The following is a 19,469-nucleotide window of genomic DNA, read 5'->3' as shown; positions in this document are numbered from 1 at the left end:
CAACGGAAGATAGGTTAGGCTTACCAGACTTGTCCGGCGATGGGTCGCCGCGCAAGTGCCCGATCGCCATGAAACGCGTCACCCAGGAGTCGTTCGCCGCCGTGTCCGCCGCCGTCACCACCCCCCGTCGCCGTGCGAGCGGCCTGGCACTCCTGGCCGGGGTGCTGCTGCTCGCCGTCGTCGCCGGACTCGCCGTCGGCGCGAAATCGCTGTCCCCGGCCGAGATCTGGCATGCCGTCTCCTGTCCGGACGGCGTGCCGTTCACCTGCCCGGCAGACGGGCAGGCCGATCGGATCGTGCGCGAATTGCGCCTGCCCCGAACGATTCTCGCACTGCTCACCGGCGCCGCGCTCGGTATCGCCGGTGCGCTCATCCAGGGCTACACGCGCAATCCGCTCGCCGATGCCGGATTGCTCGGCCTCAACGCGGGCGCGGCGTTCCTGGCCGCGCTCGGCATCCATCTGTTCGCGCTCACCCAGCCGAGCCAGTACATCTGGTTCGCCTTCGCCGGGGCACTGGTGGCGGGTGTGGCGGTGTTCGGCGCCGCGGCGACCGGCGGCAGCCGGTCCACCCCGTTGACGCTGGTCCTGGCCGGTGCGGCGGTCACCGCACTGCTGCAGGCGCTGACCAATGCGGTGATCCTGCTCGATCCGGCCGCGCTGGACACCTACCGCTTCTGGGTGGTCGGCACACCCGCCGGTCACGACCCCGCGGTGGCGGCCCAGGTGGCGCCGTTCATCCTCGCGGGAGCGGTGCTGGCGATCCTGGCCGCGCCCGGGCTCAACGCGATCGGCCTCGGCGAGGACGTCGCACGCGGACTCGGGGTGAACATCGCGCGCAACCGCGCGATCGGACTCACCGCGGTGGTGCTGCTGACCGGCGCCGCGACGGCCGCGGTCGGCCCGATCGCCTTTCTCGGATTGGTCGTTCCGCACCTGGGCCGCATGATCACCGGCCCGGATCACCGCTGGCTGATTCCCTATTCGGCGCTGCTCGGCGCGATCGTGCTGCTGCTGGCCGATGTCGTCGGCCGGGTGATCGCACCGCCCGGCGAGTTGCAGGCCGGTATCGTGCTGGCCGCGATCGGCGCCCCCTGTTTCATCGCCCTGGTGCGCCGGCGGAAGGTGGCCGAACTGTGAACGCGCGCAGCGATATCCGCACTTCCGACGCCGCGGGCACGGAATCGAATACCGGGGCGGGGACCACTGGAGACGAACAGACCGGGAGCGCCCGCACCGAGGCGGTGTCCGGCTTCGGCGGCGACTCTCCCGGTGCTGTCGAGGCGGCGTCCGGCTCCGTCGACGATTCGAGGAACGCTCCCGACGGGGGCCGATCCGGCGCGGAGCTGACCCGGGTCCAGCCGGCCGTGCGAATCGCCGGAATGTCTGCGGTACTTCGCCTTTCGATGCTGCTGTCACTGCTCGCGCTCGCCGCGGCGATCGCGGTGCTGTTCGTGGTCGACATCTCGGTTGGCGACTATCACATCGCGCTCGGACGGGTGCTGGACGTGCTGACCGGCGGCGGGACCCGCTCGCAGCGCTACGTCGTCATGGAATCGCGATTGCCGCGAGCGGTCACCGCGCTGGTGGCCGGAGCGGCGCTCGGCATCGCGGGTGCGATCACCCAGTCGATCCTGCACAATCCGCTCGCGAGTCCCGACGTCCTCGGCATCACCTCCGGGGCGAGCTTCGCCGCGGTGGCGGTCCTGGCCGGAGCGGGTGGCACCGCCACCGGAATCGTGGCATCGCTGGGCGTTCCGCTCGCGGCGCTGGCGGGCGGGCTGGCCACGGCCGCACTCATCGGCGTCCTGGCGCTGGGGCGCAACAGCGGCGGCGACACCGGGCTGAGCGGAATGCGATTCATCCTCATCGGCATCGGGGTCAACGCGCTGCTGCTGGCCGGTATCAACTGGCTCGTCACCCGGGCGAGCCTCGACGACGCCACCCGGGCGCAACTGTGGCTCACCGGCTCGCTCAACGGCGCGGACTGGAATCGGACCGCGGCCGCGGCCGCGGGGCTCGTCGTCGTGATCGCCATCGCGGCGGGCTCGGCGCGCACCCTCGCCGCGCTGCGCTTCGGCTCCGACACCACCCGCGCGCTCGGTGTGCGCGTGCAGACTCAGCAGTTGGTGCTGATCGGCGCCGCGGTGGCGGCGGCCGCGCTGGCCACCGCGGCGGTCGGCCCGCTCGCCTTCGTCGGATTGGCCGCGCCGCAGATCGCGCGCCGGCTGCTGCGCACTCCCGGCGAGCCCGTGATCGGCTCGGCTCTGACCGGCGCGCTGATCGTGGTCGCCGCCGATGTCGCGGCCCGCACCGTCGTTCCGGTCGATCTGCCGGTCGGCCTGGTCACCGCCGCGTTCGGCGGACCGTTCCTGCTGTTGCTGCTGATACGCGTGAACCGGAAGGCGACCTTGTGAGCACCCGAACCCCGCACCGGAGCACCGGCCACGACGACGCGCACCGCCTCGCCGCGGAGAACATCACCCTCGGCTACGGCGGCCGCGTCATCGTCGACGGCCTCAGCGTCGATATCGAACCCGGCCTCATCACCACCGTGATCGGCCCGAACGGCTGCGGCAAATCCACCCTCCTGCGTGGACTGGGCCGCCTGCTGCGGCCGAACGCGGGCCGAGTCCTGTTGGACGGCAAGGCGATCGCCACCATGAAAACCCGCGACGTCGCCCGCATCGTCGGCATGCTGCCGCAGACCCCGGTCGCGCCGGAAGGCCTGACCGTGGCCGATCTGGTCGCGCGCGGCCGCCATCCGCATCAATCGTGGCTGCGCCAGTGGTCGGCCGACGACGAAACCGAGGTCGCGCACGCCCTCGCCCAGACCGGCGTGGCGGAACTGGCCGACCGCACCCTCGACGAACTGTCCGGCGGGCAGCGTCAGCGCGCGTGGATTTCCATGGCGCTGGCCCAGGGCACCGACATTCTGCTGCTCGACGAGCCCACCACCTATCTGGATCTGGCCCACTCGCTGGAGGTGCTCGACCTCGTCGACCGGTTGCACGACGATCTGGGCCGCACCGTGGTCATGGTGTTGCACGATCTGAACCTGGCCATCCGCTACAGCGACCGGCTGATCGTCATGCGCGAGGGCCGCATCGTCGCCCAGGGCGCGCCGGGTGAGGTGATCGATACCGAACTGTTGCGAACGGTATTCGGCCTGCGCGCCGAGGTGCACACCGATCCGGTGTCGGAGCGGCCGATGATCGTGCCGATCGGATCCCGGCACGTGATCGGCGCGGTCGGCGGACCACGCGCGACCGATTCCGCGAGTTCCCCGACCACCCTATGAAAAATCCCACACAGCTACCGACCGGTTACGACGAACTGTAGTACGCATTTGTGTCGTTGCCTCCGTAAGCTGGAGGGATGGCAGGTCTTGGTGAACTCGAGAAAGCGGTCATGGACCAGTTGTGGTCGGCCGATGAACCGCAGACGGTACGGCAGGTCCACGAAGCCCTCGCCGCGCGCCGCGAGCTCGCGTACACCACGGTGATGACGGTGCTACAGCGGCTGGCGAAGAAGAATCTGGTCGTGCAGCAGCGCGACGACCGGGCACATCGATACGCGCCCGTGCACACACGCGACGAACTCGTGGCCAGTCTGATGGTCGACGCGCTGCAGCAGGCCGACGAAGTCGGTTCCCGGCGCGCCGCGCTCGTGCACTTCGTCGAACAGGTCGGAAAGGATGAGGCTGCCGCACTCCGGGATGCACTCGCTAAGCTCGAAGCAACCGAGACCGCGCGCAACCCGTCCGAGGACGAGAACACCGCGTCCGACGACAACGGAGTCGCCCCGCCGCAGTAGCTGCGTGGTGCTCTCCGCCGCCGCGATCTCGGGCCCCTGGCCCCACAACGCAGTGAGCTGAGTATGAACGCAACCGCGCCGGTCTTCGCCGGTCTCGCCTTGCTTCTCGCGGGACCGGTCCCGGCTCTGCTCAGCCGAGCCACCTGGCCGTACCGGACACCCCGCGCGGCGCTGGTGCTGTGGCAGGCGGTCGCGCTGGCGGCGGTGCTGTCGGCGTTCGGATCCGGGCTGGCCATCGCCAGCCTGCTGCTCGTCCCGGGACCCGACGGCCGCCCCACCACCTCCCCGACCAAGGAGATCGACGCGCTCGGTCTGGGGCTCTGGCTGATCTACGTCGTCGTCTTCGCGCTGACCCTGCTGGTCGGCGCGCGCCTGATCTATGCCGCGATCCGGGTCGGCGTGCACACCCGCCGCCGCCGCGCCCGGCACCGGATGCTGGTCGACCTGCTCGACCAGGGTGGCGACCCGACCCACGGCGATCTGATCGCGACCTCACCGCTGGCCGGTACCCGGGCCGCCGATATCCGCGTCCTGGCCGCCGCCGAACCCATCGCCTACTGCCTGCCCGGTCTGCGCCAGCGCGTGGTGCTGAGCCAGGGAACGTTCGCGAATCTGTCGAAATCCGAGCTGACCGCGATCGTGAGCCACGAGCGTTCGCATCTGCGGGCCCGCCACGACCTGGTGCTGGAGGCGTTCACCGCCGCGCACGAGGCGTTCCCACGGGTGGTGCGCAGCAAATCCGCGCTGGATTCGGTGAAACTGCTGATCGAACTGCTCGCCGACGATTCCGCCGTCAAGGTCACCGGCCCGACCCCGCTGGCCCGCGCCCTGGTGACCTGCTCGAATTCCACCGCCCCCCAGGGAGCGATGGCCGCCGGCGGCCCGACGACGCTCATCCGCATCCAGCGCCTGACCGGTCCGCTCGGCGATCTGCGCATCGCGACCGCGGCCTATGCGACGGCCGCCGCGATCCTGGTGGTTCCGACCCTCGCGGTGGCGATTCCGTGGCTGGTCGAATTGAACCGGTTGCTGAGTGCCTGAGCGACGGCGTTCACCGGGAGCTCGCGGCCGGCAGTCGAACAACCGCGGGGACAAGCCCTTCGGACGCGGCGGGCCCCGGGGCACGCGATCTTCGGGAGGTTCCGGGCGGACCGCGGGCGGCCGGCCGACGAGCGAGCCCAAGGGACGATCGGACCGCACGTCGAGTGCCGGAGACCGGGCGCCGAAGGACGGTCGCCGAGCCGGCCACGACACCGAACTGTCGACCTCATCGCCCGGCAGCGAAAATTCTCCAGGTCCGGCCGTGCTCGCAGGGCCCGGATTCGCGGAACTCGGCCTGCCGGTCGATCTGGTCCAGGCGTTGCGGCGCGGACGTCTCGAGACCGCCTTTCCCATTCAGGCCGCGGCGATTCCGGATGTGCTCGCCGGTCGCGATGTGCTGGGACGCGCTGCCACCGGTTCCGGCAAGACACTGGCCTTCGGCCTGCCGATGCTGGTCCGGCTGCGGCGCGGTGCGTCCACACCACGCCGTCCTCGTGCTCTCGTACTCGCCCCGACCCGCGAGCTGGCCGCGCAGATCGAGGCGGCCCTGGACGAGGCGGCGCTGGCGCTGGGCCTGCGAGTGGCGACCGCCGTCGGCGGCGTACCGATCAAACGGCAAGCCGATCGCCTGGCTCGCGGGGTGGACCTGCTGGTCGCGACCCCCGGCCGGCTCACCGACCTCATCGACCAGGGCAAGGTCGGCCTGGACGCGGTCCGCGTGGTCGCGGTCGACGAGGCCGACCACATGGCCGAACTTGGCTTCATCGACCAGATCCGAGCGATCCTCGACCGCCTCCCCGCCGACACCCAGCACCTGCTCTTCTCGGCAACCTTGGACGCCGCCGTCGACACACTGGTGCACACGTATCTGAACGACCCCGTCAACCACGACGTGACGACCACCGCCGCGACGCGGCGACCCTCCGAGCAAGCCGGGCGTCGCGCGGGAGAAGCCGAGCCCGGACTCGCCGCTCCTGGCACGCAGGCCATCGCGGTGCCAGTCGAGGGCGGGGCCGGTGACACCGAAAAGCACGCCGGGCGCCACGCCGCAGCGCTCGAGCCGGGCGCGTTCGAAACCGGCACGGATTCCGGGACGACCGGACAGCCGGCCGAATCGGCACATGGACGAGCCGTACGTGCCGCGCGGACCGAATCGCTCTCCGAGGCAACGGATTCGGTGGCTGCACCCGAGACGGCCGACGCTCCGGCTGCCGGGGCCGGCAGCTCGCGCACCGGCAGCGAGCTCGGTGGGCTCTCCCCTTCCGGCACGGCGAAGGTCGCCCACTATTTACTGCAGGTGCGAGCATCCGACAAGCGCGCGGTGGTCACGGAGATCGCCGGGCGGGAGGGGCGCACGCTGCTGTTCGTCCGCACCCAGTACGGCGCGGACAAACTCGCGCGGAGGCTGCGGGAAGCGGGCGTCGGGGCCGTCGCGCTGCACGGCGGGCTGAGTCAGGCGCAGCGCACGCGCACCCTGGCCGTCTTTTCGTCCGGCGTGGCACCGGTCCTGGTAGCCACCGACGTGGCAGCGCGCGGTATCCACGTCGACGAGGTCACGCTGGTGGTGCATGTCGATCCCGCCGCCGACGCCAAGGACTATCTGCATCGCTCCGGTCGCACGGGCCGCGCGGGCGCGAGCGGCGTCGTCGTCACGATCGGCACCGATGCGGGCACGGAGACAGTACTCCACGACGCCGCAATCGAGTTCCATCACATACGCGTACGCGCGGGCGATCCCCGGCTCACCGACATCACAGGGGCGCGGCCGCCGACCGGGCGCCCGATCTCCGATCCGGCCGCCGCCCCACCCGCGGCCGCCGACACGCGGAAAGTCGACACGCCCGGCACGTCCCGGCGAAACACCCGGCCATCGCACGCCCCCCACCGCCCTCGCACGCGCCGCGCCCACTGAACACCCACCGGGATCTGCCTGGCCCAGCGCCGACTCGCTACAGTCACCGAGTGCTCGACCTCATCGCGCCGACCACGCAACTGCACAGCGCCTGGCTCGATGCGCATGCCGAATGGGGCCCCGGCGCACATGAAGACGGGTTCGGGCTGACACCGGCCGACGACGTCGACTCGCCGGCCGGATTCGCGACCTGGGTGGCGCGGCTGGCCGACGAGTCGACGCACACGACATACCGGTGGGTCGTCCGTGACCAACACGTCCTCGGCGGGATCGCGCTGCGTCACCATCTCGACGAGTACGTGCGCTGGGCCGGCCACATCGGCTTCGGCATCCGCCCGGCCGCGCGGGCTGGCCGGCTGGGCGCTGGGACGAATGCTCGACCACGCCCACCAGCTCGGCATGGACCGCCTTCTGCTCGTCTGCGCCGTCGACAACGTCGCCTCCGCGAAAACCATCCAGAGCCAGGGCGGAGTGTTCGAAGGAATTCGCGACACCGCTCTCGGCCCCGCGCGGCGGTACTGGATCACGCTTCCGCACCCGAGCAACTGATTCATGAACCAGCACCGGTGTGGTCGACGGGTCCCCATAAGGTTCGTATTCGACGGGGCGGCGTCGCATCGCCTCTCGGAATACCTTCCACCACAGCGGTTTTCACGGCATCGGTGCATGAGCCGTCCTTCAGGTCGACACCGGATCGGCCCAGCGCACGGGCGCCTGCCACCAGACCCGCGACCACGGAGGCAGCCTGCCGATACCCCAACCCGTCGGGCGGGTGGATATTCGACACGCAATTGCGTTCGGCGTCGGTGCGGCCGGGGCGAGGCCGGTGAGTCAGGTAGATGCCGAGGCTGTCGGCCACCGACAGGCCGGGGCGTTCGCCTATCAGAATCAGCACGGTGCGCACGCCGAGAGCCGCACCGAGATGGTCGCCGATCGCCACCCGCGCCTGGGTCGCGATCACCGGCGGGGCCAGCGCGTAGTGCGGGGCGAGTTCGTCGACCAGGGCGGCGAGCAGGTTCGGCCCGTGTGTCGCGAGCGCACGGGGTGACAGACCGTCGGCAAGAACGAAGCCCACGTCGAAACCTGTGGGCGAGGGGAACTTTCGTATCGCGGAAGTATCCTCGGGCGCTCGCCCGAGATCGGGCCGGCGCAGATATTCCGCGCGGTCTCGCGCCCGGCTGCGCACCCGGATCGGCGTCCCGATGTCCAGCGCGGCGACCCGTTCGCACAGCGCATCCACGTCCACGGATGTGTGCACCGCGTCGCGCGCCGCCGCATGCGCGGCCCGGAATTCCAGGACCCGCGCGGTGGGCAGTGCGTCACCGGTCCGGCCGAGCCCGATCCGCGCCTGCGTCGCCGCGCGCAATTCCCGCCAGAACGACTCGCTGTCCGCGCCACCTCCAGCGGTATGGCGCGCCCGCCCGACGCCGGCCATGTCCATCTCGCCCGCGTCACCGCGCCCCGCGCTCATCGGGGACCCGCCAATTCCCGCAGCGGCGAGCTCAGCGGTTCCACCGCGGCGATACCGCCCGCCGCGTCCAGCATCCCCAGCCCCGCCAGCCACTGCTCGAACTCCGGCGCGGGCGCTAGTCCCAGCAGCCGGCGCACGTACAGCGCGTCGTGGAAGCTCAGGCTCTGATAGCCGAGCATCACGTCGTCGGCCCCGGGCACCGCGATCACGAACGCGACGCCGGCCGCGCCCAGCAGCGTGAGCAGGGTGTCCATATCGTCCTGATCGGCCTCTGCGTGGTTGGTGTAGCAAACGTCGACGCCCATCGGCAGGCCGAGCAGTTTGCCGCAGAAGTGATCTTCGAGCCCGGCCCGCACGATCTGTTTGCCGTCGTACAGATATTCCGGGCCGATGAACCCGACGACCGTGTTGACCAGTAACGGCTCCAGTTCCCGCGCGACGGCGTACGCCCGCGCCTCGAGCGTCTGCTGATCGACGGGCCTGCCGCCGGTACCGAGATGCGCGCCCGCCGACAATGCCGAGCCCTGCCCGGTTTCCAGATACATCACGTTGTCGCCGACGGTTCCGCGCCCCAGCGACCGTCCGGCGGCATCGGCCTCGCGCAGCAGCGACAGATTCACCCCGAAACTCGCATTCGCCGCCTCGGTCCCCGCGACCGACTGAAAGACCAGATCCACCGGCGCCCCCGCCTCGATCAGCCCCAGCGTGGTGGTCACATGGGCGAGCACGCAGGACTGGACCGGGATGTCGAATCGGGTCCGCACGTCGTCGAGCAGCGTCAGCAGCTCGGCGGCGGCTCGCGGCGAGTCGGTGGCCGGATTCACGCCGATCACCGCATCACCACAGCCGAGCAGCAATCCGTCGAGTACCGCCGCGGCGATTCCGCGCGGATCGTCGGTGGGATGATTGGGCTGCAACCGGGTGGCCAGCCGCCCCGGCAGTCCGATAGTGGTGCGGAAACCGGAGCGCACGTCGGCGGCCCGCGCGACCGCGATCAGATCCTGATTGCGCATCAGCTTGCTCACCGCCGCCACCATCTCCGGCGTCAAACCCGCTGCCACGGAACGCAATACCGCTGCCGGTGGTTCCGGCTCCGATCCGGCGGCCACCGCGAGCAGCCAGTCCCGCAGCCCGCCGACGGACAGGTGCGCGATCGGCGCGAAGGCGGCGCGATCGTGGTTGTCGAGAATCAAGCGGGTGACCTCGTCGGTCTCGTACGGCACCACCGGATCGTTCAGGAATTCGCGCAGCGGCACCTCGGCCAGCGCCCATTGCGCCGCGGCCCGCTCCGCGTCCGAACTCGCCGCGCATCCGGCCAGTTCGTCGCCGCTGCGCAGCGGTGTCGCCTTCGCCAGCAGCTCGACCAGCCCGTCGAAGGCGTAGGTCCGGCCGTGGAGGGTCTGCTGATACCGCGTCATCGGGTCTCCTGCGGATACGCGCGTCCTGTCCACCCTCACCGCCGGTGGTGGCTGCCAGCGTACCGCCGCGCCCGCACCCTGCGATGTCCGTTATGTCCCAACGCGTTACGATCGGGTAAGCACTCCGACACCACGGGGAGGCGCGCATGACCGAACGCAAACCGGCCCGCATGGGATTCGAATCCTGGATCGACAAGCAGATCCGCGAGGCGACCGAGCGCGGCGAATTCGACAATCTGGCCGGCACCGGCAAACCCCTGCCCGGCATGGGCGAGCCGTACGACGAGAACTGGTGGCTGAACAACTACCTGCGCCGCGAGGGCGTGGGCGGGGAGGCGTTGCTGCCGACCTCGCTGACGCTGCGCCGCGATCTGGAGCGGTTGCCCGAGCGGGTCGCGGAGATGGACTCCGAGGCCGAGGTCCGCGCCTACGTCTCCGAGCTCAACATGCGCATCGTGGAATGGATCCGGATGCCACACGGACCACACGTCCGCCTCGCCCCCGCACGAGCCGACGAGGTGGTCGCGCGCTGGCGCGCCGACCGGCGCATCCGGCAACGGCCGGCCACCGGTAGCGGAAAGGCCTCTCCCTCAACCACTTCCACGCGCCGACAGGACAGCCGCCCACCGTGGTGGCGCCGACTGCTCCGCCGCGACCGCCCCGGCGCCGCCTAATCCTGCGAAGGCGGGAATCCGCCCGTGGCGACCGGCCCCCACCGCTGCACCTCGATCCGGATCAACGACTTGTTCTGCCGCGCCATCGCCGCGCGATAGTCGTCCCAGTCCGGATGCTCACCCGCGATGCAGCGGTAGTAGTCCACCAGTCCGTCCAGCGCTTCGGGCATGTCGAGCACCTCGGCGCGCCCGTCGATCTGGACGTACGGGCCGTCCCAGTCGTCGGACAGCACACAGATCGACACCTGCGGGTCGCGCCGGACGTTGCGGGTCTTGGCCCGCCCGGGATAGGTGGAGATCACGATCCGGCCGGAGCCGTCGACGCCGCAGGTCACCGGAGACATCTGCGGGGCGCCGTCGGCGCGTGTGGTGACCAGGACGCCGCGGTGACGCTCGCGGGCGAAGTCGAGCAGTTCGGTCCGGTCGACCTCGGTGGCGGTCGCGATCCGTGGCATGGGCGATCCTTTCTCGACGGTCCTCTCGCACCCACCCTGCCATGATCGATTCCCCTACAATGGCCGGAGTGCAGTTTCTCCCAGGACACACGCCGCCGTACGACCTCACCTACGACGATCTTTTCCTCGTACCCAATCGCACCGATGTGTCGTCGCGGTTCGATGTGGACCTGTCCACCAGCGACGGAACCGGCACCACCATTCCCATCGTGGTCGCGAACATGACCGCGGTCGCCGGGCGCCGCATGGCCGAAACGGTCGCGCGCCGCGGCGGCATCGTGGTGCTGCCGCAGGACCTGCCGATCACCGCGGCCGCCGACACCATCTCCTTCGTCAAGAGCCGTTCGCTCACCGCCGACACCCCCGTCACGCTGGGGCCGGATCATTCGGTGTCGGACGCGCTGGCGCTGATCCACAAGCGCGCCCACCGCGCCGTGGTGATCGTCGAGAACGACAAGCCGGTCGGTGTCGTCACCGAAGCGGCCTGCGCCGATGTGGACCGCTTCGCCCGGCTGCGTACCGTCGCCGACACCGATTTCGTCAGCGCCGCCGCCACCGCCTCGCCGCGCGAGATCTTCGACCGGCTCGAGGCGGCCCATGCCGGTCTCGCGGTGCTGGTCCACGACGACGGCACCCTCGCCGGTGTGGTGACCCGCACCGGCGCGGTCCGCGACGGTATCTACACCCCCGCCGTGGATCGTCACGGCACACTGCGCATCGCGGCCGCGGTCGGGGTGAACGGCGATATTCCGGGGAAGGCGAAGGCTCTGGTCGACGCCGGCGCCGACGTCCTGGTCATCGACACCGCCCACGGGCATCAGGAGAAGATGCTCGAGGCGTTGCGCGCGGTCGCCGATCTGAAACTGGGTGTGCCGCTGGTGGCGGGCAATGTGGTGTCCGCGGCCGGAACCCGCGACCTGGCCGAGGCGGGGGCCGACATCGTCAAGGTCGGTGTGGGCCCGGGCGCCATGTGCACCACCCGCATGATGACCGGCGTCGGCCGCCCGCAGTTCTCCGCGGTCGCCGAATGTGCCGCGGCGGCAAAGGATCTCGGCGTGCACATCTGGGCCGACGGCGGCGTCCGTCATCCCCGTGACGTGGCGCTGGCACTGGCCGCGGGCGCGTCGAACGTGATGATCGGCTCCTGGTTCGCCGGCACCTACGAATCGCCCGGCGATCTGCGCGTGGACCGCGACGGCAACGCCTACAAGGAGAGCTTCGGCATGGCCTCCAAGCGCGCCGTGGCCGCCCGCACCGCCGCCGACAGCGGATTCGACCGCGCGCGCAAGGCGCTGTTCGAAGAGGGCATCTCCTCCTCGCGGATGCGGCTGGATCCGGAACGCCCCGGCGTCGAGGACCTCATCGACCACATCTGCTCCGGCGTGCGCAGCGCCTGCACCTACGCCGGCGCCCGCACGCTCGCCGAACTGCACGAGAAGGCGGTGCTCGGCGTGCAGTCGGCCGCCGGTTTCGCGGAAGGACGCCCGCTGCCCTCGGGGTGGTGAGGCTCACCCACGCGGACGGCGGGCCAGGAGGAGCCCGCCACACACCGGGCGTCTCCGCGGCCGCCGCGAGCCGATTCGCCGCGCCGCAGGGGGCGCGGCGCGCCGTGCCGCTCGGTCGCCGCGGGGATCCCGGTAACATAGGCTGTGCCGACCGGCGGGGACTGCTCCGCCGACCGGCATTGCGTTTTTGTTCGGCTCGTCCACTTGCGAAAGGAACCAGTTGTCACCCGCGTCCGAGGGCGCCACACAGGAGGGCTCCTCTACCGAGCCGGGTGACCAACCCGGCGCCTCCGTCTCCGCAGATCCTCCGTTACCCGGTGGGCGGTGCCGATCGTGTCCGTAGTGCTCACCATCGTCAGCCTGCTGGGATTCATCGCGCTCACCGCGGGCACGGCGATCTTCGTCGCCGCCGAATTCTCGCTCACCGCACTCGAGCGCAGCACCGTCGAGGCGCACGCCCGCGAGGGTGACCGTCGCGCCCGCCAGGTTCGCCACGCGCATCGCACCCTGTCGTTCCAGCTGTCGGGCTCGCAGCTCGGCATCACCATCACCACCCTGGTCACCGGTTATATCGCCGAACCCGTGCTGGCCCGCCTCATCGAGCCGATCTGCACCGCACTCGGCGCCGGCCCCGGGACCGCGCAGGGTATTTCGCTGGTGATCGCCCTGGTGCTGGCGACCTCGCTGTCGATGACCTACGGCGAGCTCGTTCCCAAGAACATCGCGATCGCCAAACCGCTGACCACCGCGCGCTGGACGGCCGGTCCGATGATCGTGTTCACCACGGTCTTCTCCTGGCTGATCAAACTGCTCAACGGCGCCGCGAACTGGGCGGTGCGCCGGATGGGTATCGAACCGGCCGAGGAATTGCGGTCGGCACGCTCACCTCAGGAACTGGGCTCGCTGGTGCGCACCTCCGCCATGCGCGGATCGCTCGATCAGCGCACCGCCCTCGTGGTGGACCGCTCGCTGCTGTTCGGCGAGCGCAGCGCCGAAGACCTCATGACGCCACGGGTGAAGATCGAAACGCTGGATCAGAACGACACCATCACCGATCTCATCGCCGCCGCCGGCCGCACCGGACTGTCGCGTTTTCCGGTCATCGACGGCGATCTGGACAACACCCTCGGCATCGTGCACGTCAAACAGGCGTTCCTGTATCCGGGCGGGCAGCGTGGCACGATCGCGCTGTCCTCGATCGCGCGTCCGGTGCCGATCGTGCCCGCCAGCCTCGACGGTGACACCGTGCTGGAACGGGTGCGCGCCGACGGGATGCAGCTCGCGCTGGTCGTCGACGAATACGGCGGCACCGCGGGCCTGGTGACCATGGAGGACATCATCGAGGAGATCCTCGGCGACGTCCGCGACGAGCACGACGAGGAGGAACTCGACGTGCGCCGCACCGCCCTGGGCTGGAATTGCTCCGGCCTGTTGCGCATCGACGAGGTGTCGCGGGCCACCGGCTACGACGCGCCCGAGGGTGAATACGACACCCTCGGCGGGCTGGTTCTGACCACCCTGGGCCGGATTCCGGTGGCCGGCGACGAGGTGTTGCTGCCCACCCCCAGCTCGACCAACGGGCACGCGATGCAGCCGCATACCCACGGCGGCTGGCTGGCCCGGGTGGAACGAATGGACGGACGACGCATCGACCGGGTGCTGATGCAGCCGGTGGACGCCGATGCGGTGACGACGTGGGAGCTCAGCCATGGGTGATCTGTTCGGACTGTTGCTGACCGTCGTCCTGCTCGGCACCAACGCCTTCTTCGTCGGGGCCGAGTTCGCGCTCATCTCGGCCCGCCGAGACCGGCTGGAAACCCTTGCCGCCCAAGGCAAACGGGGAGCCGGCACGGTGATCGGCGCGGCCGAGCATCTGTCGATGATGCTGGCCGCCGCCCAGCTGGGCATCACCATCTGCTCGCTGCTGCTGGGCCGCATCGGCGAACCGGCGATCGCACATCTGCTCGAGCGTCCGTTCGATCTGGTCGGCGTACCGGATCAGCTGCTGCATCCGGTGGGATTCGCGCTGGCCCTGGGGATCGTGGTGATCCTGCACATGCTGATGGGCGAGATGATCCCGAAGAACATCGCCTTGGCCGGGCCGGAGCGGGTGGCGTTGCTGCTGGTTCCGATCATGCTGTGGTGGCTGCGCCTGGCCCGCCCGCTGATCGGCCTGTACAACCTGGCCGCCAATCTCACTCTGCGTGCACTGCGCATCGAGCCCAAGGACGAACTCGACGCGACGGTGTCGTCGGTGGAGCTGGCGGAGATGATCGGCGAATCCCGCTCGGAAGGTCTCATCGACGAGGAGGAGCACCGCCGCCTCACTCAGGCGCTGGGCACCACCGACCGCATCGTCGCCGATGTGATGGTCCCGCTGGCCAAGACGCGGTGTGTGCCGCTGAGCGGTGACGGCACCACCCTCGGCGATATCGAATCCGCGGTCGCCGAAACCGGCTTCTCCCGCTATCCGGTGCGCGCCACCGACGGCTCGCTGGTGGGCTATCTGCACGTCAAGGACGTACTGGACAAGGTGGCCGACGATTCGGCCGGACCGTCGACACCGATCCCGCGCACCGATATCCGGCCGCTGCCGACGCTGAGCATGGGCACCACGCTCTACGAGGCACTGGCCCGGTTGCGCCGCACCAGCAGCCATCTGGGCCGGGTCATCGACACCCGCGGCAACACCGTCGGCATCGTCGCGCTCGAGGATCTGGTGGAAGAGTTCGTGGGCACCGTGCGCGACGCCACCCACCGGGTGGCGGAATGACCGTGGACGCGACACCGGCGGCGCAGGGGCTTCGGGTCCTGCCGCCGCACCGATGGCGGGCCCGCGCACAGGCGCATCGGGAACGGGTCGACGAGATGGTCGGCCCGTACCTGCGCCACCGCGCCGACGGCGGCACACATCCGGTGATCGACTTCCTGTTCACCTACTACGGCCACAAACCGGCCCAGCTGCGCCGCTGGCATCCGGGTTTCGGCGTGGCGCTGGCCGACGCCGAAGAGTACGCACAACGCCGCGGCTACCACCGGGTCGAGACGTCCGGCGGACCGGCCCATACCGCCGACCCGGCCTTTCTCGACCGCCGCCGCGACACCGTGGAATTCGTCGCGGCCCTGCTGTCGGCGACCGCGGACCGGCCGGCGCACCTGTCCTGCTTCGGATTACACGAGTGGGCGATGGTCTACCGCAGCGACGACGTGCGCCACCGGCAGGTCCCGCTGCGGCTCGGACGCGCCGGAACCGACGCCGTGGTCGATTCGATGTCGTTGCGCTGCACGCACTTCGACGCCTTCCGCTTCTTCACCCCCGAGGCCGCGCCACGCAATACCGAACAACTCACGCGCGAGGACCAGGTCCGCCGGGAACAGCCCGGCTGCCTGCACGCGGGCATGGATCTGTACAAATGGGCGTTCAAACTGGTGCCGCTGATCGATTCCGATCTGCTGCTGGACTGTTTCGCTCTCGCCTGCGCGGCCCGCGAAATCGATATGCGCGCCAGCCCCTACGACCTCACCGACTACGGCTATCAGCCGATCGCCATCGAAACCCCCGGCGGCCGTGCGGAATACGTCCGCGCTCAATCCGAGCTGGCCCGGCGGGCGCAACCGCTGCGCACCCACCTGCTCGGCCGCTGCCGGGCACTGCTCGCGTCGTTCTGACCGCGTGGTGAGCGGCTCAGCTCGCGCGCCGGATACTCAATTCCGCCGTGGCGTCGTAGATCCACGACATATCCGCCGCCGCGAAATCCGCCAGCCAGGTGGACGGCGCCGCCGAGGTGAGCGTCTCGAAGTTCCAGTAGTCCTTCCACAGCGAGACGCGCCCGTCGCGTACGCGGTGCACCGAGACGAAGGGCAGTTCGGCGCGCTCGCCGGTCGGCCACACCCAGGTTTCGGAGTGCTCGTAGATCACGTCCGGCCCCTCGGCGACCAGCAGACCGTCGTGATTGGTGTATTCGGCCAGCCCCGCCAGCCCGATGCGCAGGCGCTTGACGGTGTCGGCGGGTCCCTTCGCCGCCAGCGTGGGACCGGTCGGCACGTCGAGGTAGATACAGTCCTCGGTGAGCGATGCGGCCACCGCGTCCCAGTCGCGCCGGGCCAGTGCCGCCCACAGCCGCAGCACTACCGCCCGCGGTTCGTCGTTGTCGGACATACCTTTTCCTCGCTCTCCGGTTGGGTTCCGGTGCTTTCCGATCCCGCGCCGCGCGCGGTCACACCACCGGGTCGATGGTGGCGTTGATGGTGTGGATGGTGCCGTCGGGAATGACGAAGGTCTCGGTGATGTCGACGGTCATCAACCGCACTCCGGCGACACCGGAGTCGAGCAGATAGCGTGCGGTCACCACATCACCGCATTCGGTCATCCGCAGATCGCGAATATCCTGAATTACCGAATATTGGACGCCGTGATTCAGCTCCTGAGTAAGCTGCGGCCCCGAATAGCCCGTTTTCAGCCCGGCTTCGACCCGGGTGGCGTCCGGCGCGAACGGCACGGCACTCGCATCGTGTGAAACCAGCGCGTCGATATATGCGCGGGCGACGGCCTGCCGGGGCGTATCGGCCGGATTCGGTGCTGCCGCAGCCATTCCCACTCCGGCGTTCAACGCGGCAGCCACCGCACCCGATATGACTGCAACGTGTTTCATTCCCATGCGCAGAGTTTGTCTCACGTGTTGCTGCGGCGCAACAGCTCGGAGCACCCGGACCGCTTTCTCCGAAAACCGACCCGATGAGAAGGTGGCTGAGCTACCGTTTCGATGCGTTGTCCGCAACCGGTGGTACCGACTATCTCGGCGGCGGTGACGCCCAGCCCGTTTCACTGTGGAAAGTGGGGGTCCCGCAATGGCGCGGAGCTCTGGCAGACGCACGCCCAAACCACTCATCGCCGCGGCCGCCGCCGTACTCGCCGCCGCGATCCTGCCGGTCGGCGGCGCATCAGCGGATCTGCAATCCGATATCGCCACCCAGGTACAGGAATTCCTCGATATCGGCAAGGTCGCGGTGCCCCCGGCCGACTGCGGTCCGGGTTCGCGACCGGAAACCGGTATGCAGGGCGACGTTCCGGCCGCGGACCGCGCCTCCGGTCGCAGCACGCAGGGCTACACCTGCAATATGTCGTTCGTCGGCGGATATGCCGGGCACGGCGCCGGCATCACCTCGACCACCTACGATCACTGCTCCTACACAGGCTCGTTCTTCCCCGGCGATCTGCTCGGTCCCGCACAGGGCGTGCAGGTGATCGACGCCTCCGACCCGGCGCATCCGGTGTTGAGCACCACCCTCACCGAACCGGCGATGATGGCCGGCACCTGGGAGAGCCTGAAGGTCAACACCGCACGGAAACTGCTGGTGGGCACCGGAGTTCCGTTCCTCGAGGGCACGGGCTACCTGTCGGTCTACGACATCTCCGACTGCGCGCATCCACGACTGCTCAACCCGGGACCCGGCACCAACCTGGCCATGCCCCTGCCCATCACCACCCACGAGGGCGGCTTCTCCCCCGACGGCCGCACCTACTGGGCCTCGGGCATCGCGCCCGGATTCGTCAGCGCGGTCGACCTCACCGATCCGGCGAACCCCCACGTGATCTGGCAGGGGCTCACCGGCATCGAGGCGCACGGCTTCGGCATCAGCCCCGACGGCAACCGCATGTATCTGTCTGCACTGGGCGGATTCACCGTGCTCGATATCAGCGCGGTGCAGCGTCGCGATCCGAATCCGCAGGTCAACCACATCGGCCGGGTGTTCTGGACCGACGGCTGGGCGACCCAGCACAGTGTGCCGGTCAGCTACGACGGCACGCCGTATCTGTTCACCGTCGACGAGGCGGGAGCCGGCGGGGTGAAACTGGTCGACCTCTCCGACGAGAACAACCCCAAGGTCGTCGAGAAGATCAAGTTGCGGATCGATCTGCCGGAGAATCAGGACAGCATGCTCGCCTCGTCGATGGGCGGGTCGGTGTTCTCCTACGATCCGCACTACTGCGCGGCCGACCGTCCCGAGAATCCGACGGCGCTGGCCTGCGGATGGGAATCGTCCGGCATCCGGGTATTCGATGTGCGCGATCCGTTCCGGGTGCACGAGATCGCCTACTTCAATCCCCCCGCCCGCACCGGACAGAATCTGCAACTGTGGAACTCCCCGCACGCGCTGGGTTCCCTGATCGGACCGCCCGCGCTGGAAGGGTTTTCGGTGGCGCGCGCCATTCTGGACGGCAAATTCGATCCGGCCCAGGCCTTGTCGCCACGCACCGGGATGCTGGCCTTCGGTGACGTGTCCTCGGACTGGTGTTTCGCGCCGCCGGAATGGCACGGCAGCCAGCTGTGGACCTCCTGCAACGACAACGGATTCATGGTGTTGCAACTGGACAACGACGTGTATTCACCACCCGCCGACCAGCAGTCGATCGTGGGGTCCTAGATGTCGCGGTGGCTACGCTGGGGATCCTACGCGGCGGTGGCGTTGATCCTGCTGGTGATCGGCGCCGCGCTGCGTCCGGTCGTCCTGCCCGAGAAGCACACCGCCGCACCGGTTCTCGATGCCACCGAAATCGGGTTCGCCCAGGATATGACGGCTCATCACCAGCAGGCGATCCAGATGGTGCAGCGCCTGGATCCCAGGGTGGATCCCCAGGTATCGCGGCTGGCGCAGCAGATCGACCAGTCACAGCGGGTGGAGATCGGCACCATGCTCGGCTGGCTGCGTCTGGCGAACGCCGCTCCGGCAACGGACCGGCCGATGGCCTGGATGACCGCGGATACGACTGCGGCTCACCATCATTCGATGAGCCCGACGTCCACTGCCGCCTCGCCCGGTATGCCGGGGATGGCGACCATGGCCGAACTGGATCGGCTCTCGGCCGCTCGCGGCCGCGATGCGGAAGTCCTGTTCCTGCAATTGATGTACCGCCACCACCAAGGCGGTATCGCGATGGCTCGCGCCGCCGATCAACAGATCGCCTCCGGTCCGGTGAAGGAGCAGGCCCGGGCCATGCTCGTCGCCCAGAGTCAGGAGACCGGGTTGATCGCGCTGATGCTGAACCAGCGTGGGGCACAACCACTGCCCTAGGCTCTTCCGGCACGGCGCAGGGGCACACCACTGCGGTGTCCGCCGGCTCGGCGTCCCCACGAGACGGCCGGTGGGCCGGAGTGACTTCCCCGGCCGGCGCAGGT

At 69.6% G+C, this 19,469-nt stretch carries 19 protein-coding genes; 14 read left to right on the top strand and 5 right to left on the bottom strand.

Features of this window, described 5'->3' with window-relative positions; translation table 11 throughout:
- Nucleotides 1-68 precede the first annotated feature (68 nt).
- The 7 genes from AC5592_RS21645 (at nucleotide 69) to AC5592_RS21615 (ending at nucleotide 7,317) form a co-directional block, all read left to right on the top strand.
- Nucleotides 69-1,139, top strand: coding sequence for a FecCD family ABC transporter permease (locus AC5592_RS21645; protein ID WP_063065271.1), 1,071 nt, complete (start codon nucleotides 69-71; stop codon nucleotides 1,137-1,139).
- A 242-nt stretch (nucleotides 1,140-1,381) separates the two neighbouring features.
- Nucleotides 1,382-2,416 carry a FecCD family ABC transporter permease gene (locus AC5592_RS21640; RefSeq protein WP_084507013.1) on the top strand — a complete coding sequence of 345 codons (1,035 nt, stop codon included), beginning with the start codon at nucleotides 1,382-1,384 and terminating at the stop codon, nucleotides 2,414-2,416.
- Nucleotides 2,413-3,300, top strand: a complete 888-nt coding sequence (locus tag AC5592_RS21635) for an ABC transporter ATP-binding protein (protein WP_063065270.1) — start codon at nucleotides 2,413-2,415, stop codon at nucleotides 3,298-3,300. The genes AC5592_RS21640 and AC5592_RS21635 overlap by 4 nt, the downstream gene beginning before the upstream one ends.
- Nucleotides 3,301-3,377: 77 nt before the next feature.
- Nucleotides 3,378-3,815 (top strand): BlaI/MecI/CopY family transcriptional regulator, encoded by a 438-nt coding sequence (locus tag AC5592_RS21630; protein WP_051024559.1) that lies wholly within the window; start codon nucleotides 3,378-3,380, stop codon nucleotides 3,813-3,815.
- 63 nt (nucleotides 3,816-3,878) lie between these two features.
- Nucleotides 3,879-4,856: a M56 family metallopeptidase gene (locus AC5592_RS21625; RefSeq protein ID WP_036501017.1), complete on the top strand. Its 978-nt coding sequence runs from the start codon at nucleotides 3,879-3,881 to the stop codon at nucleotides 4,854-4,856.
- A 262-nt stretch (nucleotides 4,857-5,118) separates the two neighbouring features.
- Entirely contained in the window at nucleotides 5,119-6,768 is a 1,650-nt protein-coding gene (locus AC5592_RS21620) for a DEAD/DEAH box helicase (RefSeq protein WP_232329491.1), read from the top strand.
- A 246-nt stretch (nucleotides 6,769-7,014) separates the two neighbouring features.
- On the top strand, nucleotides 7,015-7,317 hold the full coding sequence (locus AC5592_RS21615; protein ID WP_198163906.1) for a GNAT family N-acetyltransferase: 303 nt from the start codon (nucleotides 7,015-7,017) through the stop codon (nucleotides 7,315-7,317).
- A gap of 1 nt (nucleotide 7,318) precedes the next feature.
- Here AC5592_RS21615 and eutC read toward each other — a convergent pair whose 3' ends face one another.
- Nucleotides 7,319-8,203, bottom strand: coding sequence for an ethanolamine ammonia-lyase subunit EutC (gene eutC / locus AC5592_RS21610; RefSeq protein ID WP_083870747.1), 885 nt, complete (start codon nucleotides 8,201-8,203; stop codon nucleotides 7,319-7,321).
- Nucleotides 8,204-8,235: 32 nt separating this feature from the next.
- The gene (locus AC5592_RS21605; RefSeq protein ID WP_063065269.1) at nucleotides 8,236-9,657 is read right to left on the bottom strand and encodes an ethanolamine ammonia-lyase subunit EutB; all 1,422 of its coding nucleotides are present in this window, start codon (nucleotides 9,655-9,657) and stop codon (nucleotides 8,236-8,238) included.
- A gap of 146 nt (nucleotides 9,658-9,803) precedes the next feature.
- On the opposite strand from AC5592_RS21605, the gene AC5592_RS21600 reads away from it, so the two are divergent.
- Nucleotides 9,804-10,331: a DnaJ family domain-containing protein gene (locus AC5592_RS21600; RefSeq protein ID WP_063065268.1), complete on the top strand. Its 528-nt coding sequence runs from the start codon at nucleotides 9,804-9,806 to the stop codon at nucleotides 10,329-10,331.
- On the opposite strand, the gene AC5592_RS21595 is transcribed toward AC5592_RS21600, so the two are convergent.
- Nucleotides 10,328-10,786: a PPOX class F420-dependent oxidoreductase gene (locus AC5592_RS21595; protein WP_063065267.1), complete on the bottom strand. Its 459-nt coding sequence runs from the start codon at nucleotides 10,784-10,786 to the stop codon at nucleotides 10,328-10,330. The genes AC5592_RS21600 and AC5592_RS21595 overlap by 4 nt on opposite strands.
- Before the next feature lie 68 nt (nucleotides 10,787-10,854).
- Here AC5592_RS21595 and AC5592_RS21590 point away from each other — a divergent pair, with 68 nt between their 5' ends.
- The 4 genes from AC5592_RS21590 (at nucleotide 10,855) to AC5592_RS21575 (ending at nucleotide 15,960) form a co-directional block, all read left to right on the top strand.
- Nucleotides 10,855-12,291: a GuaB1 family IMP dehydrogenase-related protein gene (locus AC5592_RS21590; protein WP_063065343.1), complete on the top strand. Its 1,437-nt coding sequence runs from the start codon at nucleotides 10,855-10,857 to the stop codon at nucleotides 12,289-12,291.
- A 333-nt stretch (nucleotides 12,292-12,624) separates the two neighbouring features.
- On the top strand, nucleotides 12,625-14,007 hold the full coding sequence (locus AC5592_RS21585; protein WP_063065341.1) for a hemolysin family protein: 1,383 nt from the start codon (nucleotides 12,625-12,627) through the stop codon (nucleotides 14,005-14,007).
- A complete protein-coding gene (locus AC5592_RS21580; RefSeq protein WP_063065266.1) occupies nucleotides 14,000-15,064 on the top strand; it encodes a hemolysin family protein in 1,065 nt (354 codons plus the stop codon). The genes AC5592_RS21585 and AC5592_RS21580 overlap by 8 nt, the downstream gene beginning before the upstream one ends.
- Complete coding sequence (locus AC5592_RS21575; RefSeq protein WP_232329490.1) at nucleotides 15,061-15,960, top strand: 3-methyladenine DNA glycosylase; 900 nt, start codon at nucleotides 15,061-15,063, stop codon at nucleotides 15,958-15,960. Before AC5592_RS21580 ends, AC5592_RS21575 begins: the two co-directional genes overlap by 4 nt.
- A 16-nt stretch (nucleotides 15,961-15,976) precedes the next feature.
- On the opposite strand, the gene AC5592_RS21570 is transcribed toward AC5592_RS21575, so the two are convergent.
- Complete coding sequence (locus AC5592_RS21570; RefSeq protein ID WP_036500964.1) at nucleotides 15,977-16,450, bottom strand: nuclear transport factor 2 family protein; 474 nt, start codon at nucleotides 16,448-16,450, stop codon at nucleotides 15,977-15,979.
- A 58-nt stretch (nucleotides 16,451-16,508) separates the two neighbouring features.
- Nucleotides 16,509-16,883 (bottom strand): DUF8021 domain-containing protein, encoded by a 375-nt coding sequence (locus AC5592_RS21565; protein WP_227463122.1) that lies wholly within the window; start codon nucleotides 16,881-16,883, stop codon nucleotides 16,509-16,511.
- Between the two features lie 256 nt (nucleotides 16,884-17,139).
- On the opposite strand from AC5592_RS21565, the gene AC5592_RS21560 reads away from it, so the two are divergent.
- Nucleotides 17,140-18,717 carry an LVIVD repeat-containing protein gene (locus AC5592_RS21560; protein ID WP_063065265.1) on the top strand — a complete coding sequence of 526 codons (1,578 nt, stop codon included), beginning with the start codon at nucleotides 17,140-17,142 and terminating at the stop codon, nucleotides 18,715-18,717.
- The gene (locus AC5592_RS21555; RefSeq protein ID WP_063065264.1) at nucleotides 18,718-19,365 is read left to right on the top strand and encodes a DUF305 domain-containing protein; all 648 of its coding nucleotides are present in this window, start codon (nucleotides 18,718-18,720) and stop codon (nucleotides 19,363-19,365) included. It begins immediately after the preceding gene.
- The last annotated feature ends 104 nt before the right edge of the window (nucleotides 19,366-19,469 follow it).

This window comes from Nocardia violaceofusca NBRC 14427, assembly GCF_963869435.1.
Taxonomy (GTDB): Bacteria; Actinomycetota; Actinomycetes; order Mycobacteriales; family Mycobacteriaceae; genus Nocardia; species Nocardia aobensis.
The sequence above is the reverse complement of the archived record's forward strand: the minus strand, read 5'-3'. Positions and strand labels throughout refer to the sequence as shown.